At 65.6% G+C, this 13,450-nt stretch carries 12 protein-coding genes; 5 read left to right on the forward strand and 7 right to left on the reverse strand.

From position 1 onward, the window contains the following. Positions 1-18: 18 nt before the first annotated feature. Positions 19-2,391: a xanthine dehydrogenase family protein molybdopterin-binding subunit gene (locus tag NLM32_RS21460; RefSeq protein WP_254130883.1), complete on the reverse strand. Its 2,373-nt coding sequence runs from the start codon at positions 2,389-2,391 to the stop codon at positions 19-21. A gap of 211 nt (positions 2,392-2,602) precedes the next feature. On the opposite strand from NLM32_RS21460, the gene NLM32_RS21465 reads away from it, so the two are divergent. Both NLM32_RS21465 and NLM32_RS21470 read left to right on the forward strand, forming a co-directional pair. Then, positions 2,603-3,673 carry a Ppx/GppA phosphatase family protein gene (locus NLM32_RS21465; protein ID WP_254130884.1) on the forward strand — a complete coding sequence of 357 codons (1,071 nt, stop codon included), beginning with the start codon at positions 2,603-2,605 and terminating at the stop codon, positions 3,671-3,673. A gap of 1 nt (position 3,674) precedes the next feature. Beyond that, on the forward strand, positions 3,675-4,361 hold the full coding sequence (locus NLM32_RS21470) for an RlmE family RNA methyltransferase (RefSeq protein WP_254130885.1): 687 nt from the start codon (positions 3,675-3,677) through the stop codon (positions 4,359-4,361). Positions 4,362-4,467: 106 nt separating this feature from the next. Here NLM32_RS21470 and NLM32_RS21475 read toward each other — a convergent pair whose 3' ends face one another. After that, positions 4,468-5,958, reverse strand: a complete 1,491-nt coding sequence (locus tag NLM32_RS21475) for an MFS transporter (protein WP_254130886.1) — start codon at positions 5,956-5,958, stop codon at positions 4,468-4,470. Positions 5,959-6,335: 377 nt separating this feature from the next. On the opposite strand from NLM32_RS21475, the gene guaB reads away from it, so the two are divergent. Continuing rightward, positions 6,336-7,826 (forward strand): IMP dehydrogenase, encoded by a 1,491-nt coding sequence (gene guaB, locus NLM32_RS21480; protein WP_254130887.1) that lies wholly within the window; start codon positions 6,336-6,338, stop codon positions 7,824-7,826. 16 nt (positions 7,827-7,842) lie between these two features. On the opposite strand, the gene NLM32_RS21485 is transcribed toward guaB, so the two are convergent. Continuing rightward, positions 7,843-8,325 (reverse strand): hypothetical protein, encoded by a 483-nt coding sequence (locus tag NLM32_RS21485; protein WP_254130888.1) that lies wholly within the window; start codon positions 8,323-8,325, stop codon positions 7,843-7,845. A gap of 204 nt (positions 8,326-8,529) precedes the next feature. Between NLM32_RS21485 and NLM32_RS21490 the strand changes: the two genes are divergently transcribed. Continuing rightward, the gene (locus NLM32_RS21490) at positions 8,530-9,552 is read left to right on the forward strand and encodes an NADP-dependent oxidoreductase (RefSeq protein ID WP_254130889.1); all 1,023 of its coding nucleotides are present in this window, start codon (positions 8,530-8,532) and stop codon (positions 9,550-9,552) included. Between the two features lie 194 nt (positions 9,553-9,746). Continuing rightward, positions 9,747-10,055: a hypothetical protein gene (locus tag NLM32_RS21495; protein ID WP_254130890.1), complete on the forward strand. Its 309-nt coding sequence runs from the start codon at positions 9,747-9,749 to the stop codon at positions 10,053-10,055. A gap of 1 nt (position 10,056) precedes the next feature. Here NLM32_RS21495 and NLM32_RS21500 read toward each other — a convergent pair whose 3' ends face one another. Genes NLM32_RS21500 through NLM32_RS21515 form a run of 4 tightly spaced genes read right to left on the reverse strand, consistent with a single transcriptional unit; the run spans position 10,057 to position 13,444 of the window. After that, the gene (locus NLM32_RS21500; protein ID WP_254130891.1) at positions 10,057-11,121 is read right to left on the reverse strand and encodes a LacI family DNA-binding transcriptional regulator; all 1,065 of its coding nucleotides are present in this window, start codon (positions 11,119-11,121) and stop codon (positions 10,057-10,059) included. A gap of 40 nt (positions 11,122-11,161) precedes the next feature. Beyond that, entirely contained in the window at positions 11,162-12,187 is a 1,026-nt protein-coding gene (locus NLM32_RS21505) for a succinylglutamate desuccinylase/aspartoacylase family protein (RefSeq protein WP_254130892.1), read from the reverse strand. A 58-nt stretch (positions 12,188-12,245) separates the two neighbouring features. Then, positions 12,246-12,590, reverse strand: coding sequence for a RidA family protein (locus NLM32_RS21510; protein WP_254130893.1), 345 nt, complete (start codon positions 12,588-12,590; stop codon positions 12,246-12,248). A 56-nt stretch (positions 12,591-12,646) separates the two neighbouring features. Continuing rightward, a complete protein-coding gene (locus tag NLM32_RS21515; RefSeq protein WP_254130894.1) occupies positions 12,647-13,444 on the reverse strand; it encodes a transporter substrate-binding domain-containing protein in 798 nt (265 codons plus the stop codon). Positions 13,445-13,450 lie beyond the last annotated feature (6 nt).

The following is a 13,450-nucleotide window of genomic DNA, read 5'->3' on the forward strand; positions in this document are numbered from 1 at the left end:
GAGGCGGCGTGGCTACAACTACGACGCCGCCCCCTTCGCGTCCTGGATCGCGCGCCACACCCGCTCCGGCGTCAGCGGCATGTCGATGTGCTTGATGCCGTAGTCCGACAGCGCATCGACCACCGCGTTCACCACCGTCGACAGGCTGCCGGCACAGCCGGCTTCGCCGCAGCCCTTGGTACCGAGGGGATTGCTCTTGGCCGGCACTGGGTGATCGCCGACCTCCATGAACGGCACGTCCTCGGCGCGGGGCAGCGCGTAGTCCATCAGCGAGCCTGTGATTGGCTGGCCGCTCTCGTCGTAGCGGACGTGTTCCATCAGCGCCTGACCGATGCCCTGGACGACGCCGCCGTGGAGCTGGCCGGCGACCAGCATCGGGTTGATCACGGTGCCGAAGTCGTTCACCGCGCTGTAGCGCACGATCTGCACCACGCCCGTATCCGGATCGACCTCGACCTCGGCGACATGGCAGCCGTTCGGGAACGCCGAGGCGACCGGATCGCTGGTGTGATCGACGTCGAGACTGTCAGGCACGCCATCCGGGACCTTGCCGTCATGCAGCTTCTTGGCAAGCTCCATGATGTCGATGCTGCGGTCGGTGCCGGCGATGGTGAAGGCGCCGTCGGCGAATTCGATGTCGGCTTCCGAGGCCTCCAGCATGTGCGCGGCGGCGCGCTTGCCCTTTTCGATGACGAGCTTTGCCGCCCCGACGATGGCCTGGCCGCTCGCCGTAATCGAGCGCGAGCCGCCGGTGCCGTTGCCGGTATGGACGATGTCGCTGTCGCCCTGCACGAGCTGCACGCTCTCGAAGGGCACACCGAGCTGCGCGCTCAGCACCTGCGCGAACGGCGTCGCGTGGCCCTGGCCGTAGTCGAGCGTGCCGGTGATGAGCTGGACCGAGCCATCCGGATCGAACACGATCTTGCCGAGCTCGGGGCTCGGCGGCGCGGTGACCTCGAGATAGGAGCCGACGGCGATGCCGCGCAGCTTGCCGGCCTTCTTGCTCTCTTTCTTGCGCTTGGCGAAATTCTCGTGGTCGGAGATTTCGAGCGCCTTGGTGAACACAGCCTGGAAGTCGCCACTGTCATAGGTGACGCCCGAGGAGGCCGGGAACGGCATCTGGTTCGGCTTGATGAAGTTGCGCTTGCGCATCGTCAGCCGGTTGATGCCCATCTCGTCGGCGGCGCGGTCGATCAACCGCTCCATGTAGTAGTTGGCTTCGGGACGGCCGGCGCCACGATAGGCGCCCATCAGCGTGGTGTTGGTCAGCACCGTCTTGATGTCGACGCCCATCAGCGGCGTGCGGTAGACGCTGGAAAAGTTCTTGCCGGTGTTGAGCGAGAGCGGGCCGGGCGCAACGCCGGTGATGTAGGCGCCGAGATTGCCGTAGCCGGAGAGCTTTGCCGCGAGGAAGTGACCCTCGGCATCGAGCGCGAGCTCGGCATGGATGCGCTGCGCGCGGCCGTGGCTGTCGGAGAGGAAGCTGGTGGAGCGCTCGTCGAGCCACTTCACCGGACGTCCCAGCGCCTTCGCCGCGTACAGGATGCACATGTATTCGGGATAGTTGACGTTCTTCATGCCGAAGGAGCCGCCGACATTGGCGGTGAGGATGCGCACCTTCTCGTTCGGCACCTTCAGATTCTTGGCGAGGTTGGCGCGGTTGCCCGCGACGCCCTGCGTCGGCATCTGGATGGTGTAGCGCTCGGTCGCCTTGTCGTAGGAGGCAAGACCGACGCGCGGCTCCATCGAGACCACGGCAACGCGGGTGTTCTCGATATCGACCTTGGTCACATGGGCGGCGCTGGCGAACGCGGCGTTCACCTTCTCCATGTCGCCATAATGATAGTCGAGCGCGACGTTGTTCGGGATGTGGTCGTAAAGCTGCGGCGCGCCGGGCTTGGTGGCTTCCTCCGGATCGGTCACGGCCGGCAGCGGCTCGATATCGAGCTCGACGGCTTCAGCCGCGTCGCGCGCCTGCGCCAACGTCTCGGCCACCACGAAGGCGACGGGGTCGCCGACGAAGCGGACCTTGTCGGTTGCCAGCGGCTGGCGGTTGGTCTGGAGCAGGGGCGAGCCGTCGCGGTTCTTCAGCGGCAGGCCGCAGGTGAAGGGACCGTAGCCGGCCGCGTCGAGGTCCTTGCCGGTCCATACGCCCAGCACGCCCGGCATTGCCCTCGCGGCCTCGGTGCCGATGCCGCGGAGGATGCCGTGGGCATGGGTTGAGCGGACGACCACGCAATGGGCCTGGCCGGGCAGGTTGAAATCGTCGGTGTAGCGGCCCTTGCCGCGCACCAGCGTGTCGTCTTCCTTGCGGCGGACCGGCTGACCAACGCCGTATTTTTGCAGTGCAATAGCGTTTTCGAGCGTCGAGGATTTCGTGTGTTCTTGCATGGAAATGACCTGAAAAGCCGGCAATTGCGCGTTTTGTGGGCGCCTGGGGGGACCGGACCCCATTGAAATAACCCACCGACCCGTTCACGACAACGCACGAATGGGCATGGTCCCATGTGATGCGTTGTTGCGCATACCCGCCGCGCTGCTAATGTTTCAGGCGAAAAATCAATTCCAGACCGGCCCGACCGGCCGCGGAAAGACAGTTTGTATGAATGACCACACGCGGCTCCGCGACGGCCATGGGCCGCACGGTGAGCTCGAGGGGTCGATGGCGGCGGTGGCGTTGGCCCCCGAACCGGCCGTCCCCGCGCAAGCGGGAACCGGCGTCTACGCGGCGCTGGACCTCGGCACCAACAATTGCAGGCTTCTGATCGCCTGTCCGACCCACGACGGCTTTCGCGTGGTCGATTCCTTCTCGCGCATCATCCGGCTCGGCGAGGGCGTCTCGGCGACCGGCTCGATCAGCGAGGCCGCGATCGATCGCGCCATCGCCGCGCTCAGTATCTGCCGGGACAAGATCAACCTGCGCAAGGCCAAGCGGCTGCGGCTGATCGCCACCGAAGCCTGCCGCGCGGCCTCGAACGCGGAAGGTTTCCGCAGTCGCGTCGCGGCCGAGACAGGCATCGAGCTCGAGGTCATCGACCGCGAGACCGAAGCCTCGCTCGCCATGCTCGGCTGCTCGCCGCTGGTCGATCCGAAGGGACGCGGTGCCATCCTGTTCGATATCGGCGGCGGCTCGACCGAGCTGGTGCGGATCGAGCGCGATCCCGCCAATCCGGAGCCGCGCATCAAGGCCTGGATGTCGATCCCGTTGGGCGTCGTGACGCTGGCCGAGCAGTTCGGCGGCCGCGACGTGACGCCGGAGATTTATGCTGCGATGGAGCAGGAGGTCGCTAACCATGTCGCGCCGTTCGCGGAACAACATGGCCGCGATCTCGCCGACATGCATCTGCTCGGCACCTCAGGCACCGTGACCACGCTCGCCGGCATCCATCTCAATCTCGCGCGTTACGACCGCCGCCGCATCGACAGTATCTGGATGAACGATACCGACATCACCGCGACCATCAACAAGCTGCTCGGCATGAGCTACGAGGATCGCGCCAACAACAATTGCATCAGCGTCGAGCGCGCCGATCTGGTGCTGGCCGGCTGCGCCATCCTCGATGCGATCCGCCGTTCTTTCCCGCTGCCGCGCCTGCGCGTCGCCGACCGTGGCCTGCGCGAGGGCATGCTGGTCGAGATGATGCGCGAGGACGGCGCGCTCAGGAGCTGGTGAGATGGCGAAAGACACCACCGGCCGCTTGCACGTCCAGGTCAAGACCGGCGGCAAGCGCAAATTGTCGTCAAAGCTCTGGCTGGAGCGGCAGCTCAACGATCCCTATGTCGCCAAGGCCAAGGCGGCGGGCTATCGCTCGCGCGCCGCGTTCAAGCTGCTCGAGATCGACGACAAGTTTCGCCTGTTGAAGCCCGGCATGGCCGTGGTCGATCTCGGCGCGGCGCCCGGCGGCTGGAGCCAGATCGCGGCCAAGCGCGTCGGCTCGGTCGACGGCAAGGGCAAGGTCGTCGCGATCGACCTCCTGGAGATGCCGGAGATCCCCGGTGTCGACTTCGCGCAGCTCGATTTCATGGACAACGACGCACCCAACAAGCTGACCACGATGCTGGGTGGCGGCGCCGATATCGTGATGTCCGACATGGCCGCCAACACCACAGGCCACCGCAAGACCGACCAGCTCCGCATCGTCGGCCTGGTCGAGACGGCGGCGGCGTTTGCCTGCGACGTGCTCAAGCCGGGCGGCACGTTCCTGGCCAAGACGTTCCAGAGCGGCGCTGACGCCGATCTGCTCGCCCAGCTCAAGCGCGACTTTGCGACGGTACGTCACGTGAAGCCCGCGGCGAGCCGTCAGGATTCCTCGGAGCGCTACGTGCTCGCGACCGGATTTCGGGGCGAGGCGAAAGCGTAGACGCATACTTCTCCGTCATTGCGAGGAGCGAAGCGACGAAGCAATCCAGTCTGCTCCCGCGGAAGGATTCTGGATTGCTTCGCTGCGCTCGCAATGACGGGAGGGACTAGCCCAGCCGCTGATCCCGCATGTCCTGCGTGTCTTCCGTCGCGACCTTGACGGCGGCGGTCGCCGCGCTCTTGGCTGCGCCCTTGCGGCTTGCGATCTCCACCGCCTTGCGGCCCGAGATCTCGTGGCCGGCATCGGCGGGCATCTGCCAGAAGAACCAGCTCGAGACCGCCGAGGTCAGCCCCACCACGATGAAGGCCGGCGCGAACACGGTGGCGTTGAGCTCGCTGACATGGCTGAGCCACATCGTGGTCTCGACCGAGGCGGCACCGACCGCGACGCCGGCGGAGACCGCGAGTTGCTGGTTGACGCTGACCAGCGTCGTGGCGCGGCTCATCTGCGCGCTCTCGACGTCGGCATAGGCGACCGTGTTGATCGCGGTGAACTCGAGCGAACGGAAGAAGCCGCCGACCACCAGGATCACCAGGATGATCAGCAGCGGCGTCGTCACCGTGAACAGCGCGCAGACGCCGAGGAAGAATGCGCTGATGATGGCGTTCACCGTCATCAGGTTGCGGAAACCGAAGGTGCGGATGATCCGCGCGGCCAGCGTCTTCATGCCCATCGCGCCGAGCGAGGAGCCGAAGGTGACGAGGCCGGAATGGAATGGCGACAGCCCAAAGCCGATCTGCATCAACAGCGGCAGGAGGAAGGGCAGGGCGCCGATGCCGAGCCGGAACAGGAAACCGCCGAGCACGGCCGCGCGCAGCGTTGGCAGGTTCAGCAGCGAAAAGTCCAGCACCGGCGATCCCGTCCGCCGGGCATGGATGACGTAGAGCGTCATCGAGATCGCGCCGCCCGCGACCAGGGCCGCCACGATGCTCCAGGGCAGCAGGTTGAGGCCGGCCACCGACAGGCCGAACGCGATGCCGGCAAGCCCGATGCCCGCCAGCACCATGCCGTAGAGATCGAACGGCTCGCGATTCTCGCTCTTGATCGGATCGATGAACTTCAGCGCCATGAAGATGCCGAGCAACCCGATCGGAATGTTGATCAGGAAGATCCAGTGCCATGAGGCGTAGGTGGTGATGAAGCCGCCGAGCGGCGGGCCGATCACCGGACCGATCAAGGCAGGGACCGTCACCCAGGCCATCGCGTTGACCAGCGCGCTCTTGTCGACAGAGCGCAGCAGCACGAGACGCCCGACCGGCGTCATCATCGCGCCGCCCATGCCCTGGAGGATGCGCGCGAACACGAAGTCGGTGACCGAGGTCGAGAGCGCGCAGCCGACCGAGCCGACCATGAACACGCCGACCGCGATCGCGAACACCAGACGCGCGCCGAACCTGTCGGCGGTCCAGCCGCTCGCCGGGATGAACACCGCGAGCGACAGGAGGTAGGACGTGATCGCGAGCTTCAGCGTCAGCGGGCTGGAGCCGATATCGGCCGCGATCGCCGGCAGCGAGGTGGCGATCACCGTGGAGTCCATGTTCTCCATGAAGAGCGCAGTGGCCACGATCAGCGGGATGATGCGTTGCTTGTCGACCATGACGGATTGTTAATGAAAATCAGAAGAATGGGTGGACTTGCGGCTTATCACCGCCGCGCGGCCGGGACCATTGCGGATCAACGCATAGCACCTAAATCCTGCGCTCCTTCCTCCGTCATTCCGGGGCTCGCGCCTTCGTCGTGCCCCCCGGAATGACGGAGGGTGGGCCGCGGCCGGGCTATCCCCGCCGAATTTACGTAAAAAGCCTGTGCATGGCTGGCCAGCGGTCCGATTTACTTTGATTCGTCGCGCGGCCGTGCTATCGACCCGCGTCAACCCCACCGATGGGCTCCGATTCTCCGGCGATGCCGCAAGGCACGCCGAGGGCGGCGCTCATCCATACTTATTTGCGGCACGGCCGCGGAAGGAGTTGGCACATGGCCACGGTACAACAAGGCATTCGCGAAGCCTTTACGTTCGACGACGTGCTGTTGAGGCCGGGCCTGTCGGACGTCATGCCGGGCGAAGTCGACATCCGCTCCCGCGTCACCCGCGCCATTCCGCTCAACATCCCGATCATGGCCTCCGCCATGGACACCGTCACCGAGGCCCGCATGGCGATCGCCATGGCGCAGGCCGGCGGCCTCGGCGTCATCCACCGCAATTTCGATCCCGAAGGGCAGGCTGCCCAGGTGCGGCAGGTCAAGCGCTACGAGTCGGGCATGGTGGTGAACCCGCTCACCATCAGCCCCGAGGCCACGCTTGACGAAGCGCTCAAGCTGATGAGCGATCACGGCATCTCCGGCATTCCCGTCGTCACCGGCGCCGGCAAGAACACGCCAGGCAAGCTGGTCGGCATCCTCACCAACCGCGACGTGCGGTTTGCCACCGACCGCCGGCAAAAAGTCTCCGAGCTGATGACGCATGAGAAGCTCGTCACGGTGCGCGAGAATGTCAGCCAGGACGAGGCGCGCCGGATGCTGCACCAGCACCGGATCGAGAAGCTGCTCGTGGTCGATGAGCAATATCGCTGCGTCGGCCTGATCACCGTGAAGGACATGGAGAAGGCGGTCGCCCATCCGCTCGCCTGCAAGGACGCGCAGGGGCGCCTGCGCGTTGCCGCGGCCACCACCGTCGGTGACACCGGCTTCGAGCGCACCGAGCGGCTGATCGATGCCGGTGTCGACCTCGTCGTCGTCGACACCGCGCACGGCCACTCCCGCCACGTGTTGCACGCCGTCAATCGCATCAAGCGTCTCTCCAACTCCGTGCAGGTCGTCGCCGGCAACGTCGCGACCGCAGAGGGGACGCAGGCGCTGATCGATGCGGGCGCGGATTGCATCAAGGTCGGCATCGGCCCGGGCTCGATCTGCACCACGCGCATCGTCGCCGGCGTCGGCGTGCCGCAGCTCACCGCGATCATGGATGCGGTGGAGGCTGCCAAAAAGTCGGACATCCCCGTCATCGCCGACGGCGGCATCAAGTTCTCCGGCGATCTCGCCAAGGCGCTCGCCGCCGGTGCTGACATCGCGATGGTCGGCTCGCTGCTCGCCGGCACCGACGAGACCCCCGGCGAAGTCTTCTTGTGGCAGGGCCGTTCCTACAAGGCCTATCGCGGCATGGGCTCGGTCGGCGCGATGGCGCGGGGATCTGCCGACCGCTACTTCCAGCAGGACATCAAGGACGCGCTCAAGCTCGTCCCTGAAGGCATCGAGGGCCAGGTGCCCTACAAGGGCCCGGTCGGCAACGTCATGCACCAGCTCGCCGGTGGCCTCCGTGCCGCAATGGGCTATGTCGGCGCAAAGGACATGAAGGAGCTGCACGAGAAAGCGAACTTCGTCCGCATCACCGGCGCGGGCCTGCGCGAAAGCCACGTCCACGACGTGACGATTACCCGCGAAGCCCCGAACTATCCGGGTGGCGGTTAGTTCGCGCGACCCAAGGTCATGTGCTGATCGTTGTCAGCGATGCGATCGGCGGCGCGGAGTGATCCAGCGCCGCCGCGTCCGGTCTTTTGCTGTTGTTCAACGACCAGATAAGCGCGACTGGCGTCCCCAGGATCGACCACCACGCTTGGCCGTCGAGGCCGACCCAGCTGTTGACGGGTATGCCGGCCAGGCAGAGCAGGGACGTTATGAAGGCAAGGAAATTCAACAGGAATATAAACAAGACACAGGGATGATTGAGAAAGAGTGCGATCCATGTTGGCGAGAGGATCAGCACGAAACCTGCAAGATAGTGGACCGCTTCACGAAAATTAGGAGGGGCGTCCGAGAGCCACGCAGTGAGCACGGGGCCGATCACAAAGATGAGGATCGGCAAGGAAGCCAGGGCGGCCGTTACTTTCCATGCCGTGCTCTTCGGGGCCGCGAGACCCATTTGCCCGATCTGCTGCCTCAGCGATGCCATTCCCTGTCCAATTGTCATTTGCCTATCGCGGTGCCCGGCAGAGGCGAAGCGATCTCCCTGGTACAGCCTAAACTGGTGAGCTGATCGCGGCCTTAATCCGGCACATAAAATTCTACGGGGTCGGGCGACGACAGCGAGTGCGCGGCTCCACCGCTTTTGTATTGACGCGCCTCAATCCCTCCGCTTCCGTCCGCGTCGAAAGACAAAACGGAGGAAGCCATCATGTCTCAAGGCAAACGCATTGTTCTCGCCGCGCGTCCCGTCGGTGAGCCCAAATCATCCGATTTTCGCCTGGAGGAATTCGCAGTGCCGACGCCGGGTGCGGGCGAGGTGCTGCTGCGCACGGTCTGGCTGTCGCTCGATCCCTATATGCGCGGCCGCATGAGCGAGGGGCCGTCCTATGCTGCGCCGGTGCCGGTCGGTGGCGTGATGGAGGGCGAGGCGGTCAGCGAGGTCGCTGCCTCCAACAATCCTGATTTCGCAAAAGGCGACATCGTGCGCATCCGCTCGGGCTGGCAGACGCACGCGATCTCGAACGGCAAAGGTCTCATCAAGGTCGATCCCAAGCTCGGTCCGATTTCGACCTCGATCGGTGTGCTCGGCATGCCCGGCATGACCGCCTATACGGGTCTGCTCGACATCGGCAAGCCGCAACAAGGCGAGACCGTCGTCGTCGCCGGCGCTTCCGGCGCCGTCGGCTCGGCCGTGGGGCAGATCGCGAAGATCAAGGGCGCACGCGCGGTCGGTATTGCCGGCGGTAAGGACAAGTGCGACTACGTGGTGAAGGAGCTCGGTTTCGATGCCTGCATCGATCACCGTGATCCTGATCTCGCCGCGAAGCTGAAGGACGCCTGCCCGAAGGGGATCGACGTCTATTTCGAGAATGTCGGCGGCGCGGTGTTCGAGGCGGTCTTCCCGCTGCTCAATCAATTCGCGCGCGTGCCGGTGTGCGGCCTGATCGCCCATTACAATGATACGGAGTCGAAGCCGCCGAAATGGGCCGCAAGCCTGATGCGCGCAACGCTGACCAAGCGGCTTACCTTCCGCGGCTTCATCGTCTCCGACTTCGCCTCGCGCCATGGCGACTTCCTGCGCGACATGTCCGGCTGGGTCCGCGACGGCAAGGTGAAGTACAAGGAGTTCGTCACCGAGGGTCTGGAGAGCGCCCCGGGCGCCTTCATCGGGCTGCTGAAGGGCGCCAATTTCGGCAAGCAGCTGGTCCGGGTCGGGCCAGATAAGGCCTAACAGAGGGGCCTGGAGCGCCTCCTGTCGGCCTGGAGCGTCTCGTAGTTGCACCGGTGTCACACCCCCTGACACCGGTGGTTAACAAAGCGTTACCAATTAGCAACACTTGCCCGCAAAAACCCGTATGTGTGACCGAGGGTTCATTGACGTCCGGGCGAAGGCATTGAATCATCGCGCATATTTAGGGTGTTGCGATGTTAGAGATTGGTATTTTCTGCGTAATCCTTTTGGCTGCCGGCTATTGGGTGGCCATGTATGTCATGGGCCGCCATGACGATGTCATCCATGGCAAGTTCGTGCACAGCGAGGACGAGGCTGCGTTCACGCAGGCCCCGATGCCGGCGCCGCCACCATTCCCGAAGCGTCCGGTCAAGGCGGCGCAGTCCGCTCATGTCCAGCCTGCCAAGGCTCAGCCCGAGATGGCTGAGGCCAGGCCGGTCAGCAGTGCCGCGCTGGAATCCCTGCTCGCTGCGATCCAGCAGGACCTCAAGAGCGTCGCCTGAATCAGACGCTGCCGCGCTCGACCAGGAACAGATCGACGGCGAGCCGCTGCGCAGCGAGTGGCGTGCCGGACAGGCGCGCCAGAAGCAGTTCTCCCGCAATACGCCCGACCGCCGCGGCATCGAACGAGATCGTCGTGAGGCCGGGCGTGATCTGGTCGGCAACGTCGTTGTCGCCGAAGCCGAGCACGGCGAGATCGCGTGGCACCGACAGGCCGCGGCCGCGAGCCTCGATCAGTGCGCCGGTCGCCAGCAGGTCGTTGGCGCAGAACACGGCATCGATGCGGTCGCCGCGGTCGAGCAGGGTGGTGAAGGCCGCGCGGCCGTCGACGAGGCCCGTGATCTCGCCGACGCCGATCTCGTGGACGATCTCGAGCCCAAGCCCGGCTGCGGCCGCGCGAAATCCATCGCGGCGAAGCGCGCCGCGGCCGCTGGTGCGACCGATGAAGGCGACGCGGCGATGTCCGGCATCAGCCAGGCGACGCGCTGCCATCGCGCCGGCATCCGCATTCGGCAGGCCGACCAGCATGTCGATGGGATCGCGCGGATAGGCCCAGGTCTCGATCACGGGAATGCCGAGCTCGAGCAACGCGGCGCGATTCTCCTCGAGCTCGATCACGCCCGTGAACATCACCGCCGCAGGCCGGATGCCGCGCAGCGACTGGATCATCGCGACCTCCTTGGCATAGGAGTAGGAGGTCTGGCCGACCAGCACCTCAAAGCCCTCCGGCTCGAGCGTGGCGGCGAGGCTGCGGACCGCGAGGCCGAACTGCTGGCTCAGAATGTTCGAGACAAAGGCCACGACCACGTTCGATCGGCCTGAGCGCAGCGCGCGCGCATGCGGGTTGGAGGCGTAGCCGGTCGCCTCGATCACTTCGAGGATGCGCTCGCGGGTGTCGCGATTGACCTTTTCGGGATGGCGCAGCACCCGCGACACCGTGATCGGCGACACGCCGGCGCGCTCCGCCACCTCCTCGATGCGCGGCGGCCGTCCGGTCGCATTGCTGCGGCCGGGCGGCGCCGGAATGCGCACCACATCGTCATAGGTCGGCTTTGCCGGATCGGTCATCGATTCCCGAAGTTAGTCGAAGTCGGTGGCTCTCCAAAGCTCAGCGCGCCACCTCGTCGCGCGATAGCGCGCGGCCGACCTGGACCAGGCAGTCGCCGCTCTGGCTGTCGGTGTGCAGGCGCTGCGAGATCACGATGCCGTCGGCAGGGAAGCGGAGCACCTCTTCCGCCAGCTCCGGTCGCTCGAAATCATGATACCAGCCGGCGATGTCACCCGCCTTGACCCGTGCGCCGACCGTGACGGCCGGCTCGAACCAGCCGCGGCGTGTCGCGAACACGGCCTGCGCGTGGCTTTGCAGCGCCAGCAATTCGGTGGCGCGTTCGACCGGCGCGTGAGGTCCCAATACCGGCGCCTGAACCAGGCCGAGCGCGAGCAGCAGGCGATCGACGGCGCGCGCAGTCAGCGCCATCGTCTGCGGCGTGACAGTGCCGCCGCCGCCGAATTCACCCGACAGCCCGATCGCGCCGGCGCGCGCGGCTGCGGCCATCGAAGTCGGTGCGGCCGCGCCGTTCTCGGCGACGAAGGCGAAGGGCATGCCGAGCCCTTCCATCAGCCGCAGCGCGTGGGCGAACATCTCGGGCGGTCCCTGCCGCTCGATCAACGCGCAAGGCACGTGCGTCATCGACGTGCCGCCGGAATGGATGTCGAAGACGAATTGGTGACGCGGAAAGAGCTCGTGCTCGAGGAAGTGGGCAAGCCGGAACGTCGGCGTGCCCGCGGCATCGCCTGGGAAGGCGCGGTTGAGATTGCCCTCGTCGAGCGGCGAGCGCCGCCGCGCCGCCATGACCGCAGGCCAATTGGCAAACGGAAGAATGGTGATCTCGCCCTTGATGGCTTTCGCATCGAGCCGGCGATACAGCCGTGTCAGCGTGATCTCGCCCTCGTACTCGTCGCCGTGATTGCCGGCCATCAGCAGCAGTTTCGGGCCGGCGCCGTTCTTGATCCGGAAGATCGGGATCTTGAGCTGGTAGTAGGGAGAGCGATCGATCGAGAAGGGAATGCCGAGATGGCCGGACCATTTCTGGTCCTTCTCGAAATCGATCTCGTGGAAAAGTCCGGTATGCATGGGAGGCCTCAGGGCCGCGCCGTCGCCGACGCCGGCCGAAGGTTGAGAGAAGTGCCGTTCAGAGCAGGGCGACCGCGGTCATCTCGACGCGCAAATCGGGATCGGCGAGGCGGGCCTCGACGCAGGCGCGCGCCGGCGGATTGGCTGGATCGATCCAGGAATCGTAGACCGAGTTCATGGAGTCGAAGTCGATGATGTGCGGCAGAAAGACGTTGACCGCGATCAGCCTGGAGCGGTCGGTGCCGGCTTCCTTCAGCAGCGCGTCGATCTTGGCGAGCACCTGCTGGGTCTGCGACACGATGCCTGCCTTGCGGTCATCCGCGACTTGACCTGCGATGTGCACCATGCCGCCGGCGGCGACAGCCTGGCTCATGCGCGAGCCGACGACATAACGTTTGATCATTTCGAATTCTCCTCGTGAAAGCGGCCCCCGCGCACACCGCGGGAGCCGTTGCGTTCTTACAGCGTCGGCAGCGTCTGTTCTTCCTTGAACCACTTCAGTTGCAGCGCGCCGAGCTTGCCGCTGAGCTTGTTGGTGAAGATGTCGGTGTTGATCCAGTTGAGCAGGTTCTGCTCGCCCTGACGGACGCCGACATGGGCTGGCGACTGACGGATCAGGAATTTCAGCTCGACCTCCTTGGTCGGGTTCTGCTCCTGCACCTTGATCGCGATGGCGCTGTTCTCGGCGAAGGTATCGGCTTGTCCCGCGAGGAACGCGGCGAGCGCGGCCGGCGTGTCCTCGAAGCGCACCAGCTTGACCTTGGGCGCGTTGTCGGTGAGCCAGACGTCGAGCGTCGTGCCCTTGGCGACCGCGACGGTGCGCCCCTCCAGATTGTCGGGCTTCTTGCCGGTGGCGGCCGGAATCGACTTGGCACCATAGACGCCGAGATTCACCACCGCATAGGGCTGCGAGAACATCACCTGCTGGGCGCGCTCGGGCGTGGCGCCGAGGCCCGCGATCAGGATGTCGATCTTGTCCGAGAGCAGGCTCGGGATGCGTGCCGCGCCCGTCACCGGGACCAGTTCGAGCTTCACGCCCATGTCGGCGGCAATCAGCCGCGCGAGGTCGGCGTCGAGGCCCGCGATCTCGCCCTTATCGTCCTTGAAGCCCCAGGGGGCGGCATCGGTGAGGATGCCGACGCGGAGCTTGCCGGAGCCGAGTACGTCCTGGAGCTTGTCGGCTTGCGCTAGGGTCGGTACCGCGAGAACGGCGAGAGCCGTGGCTGCGATCGCAAAGAGGGACTTCAGTGGTCTCATGACGGT

Origin of the sequence: Bradyrhizobium sp. CCGUVB14 (assembly GCF_024199935.1) — a bacterium.
Classification (GTDB): domain Bacteria; phylum Pseudomonadota; class Alphaproteobacteria; order Rhizobiales; family Xanthobacteraceae; genus Bradyrhizobium.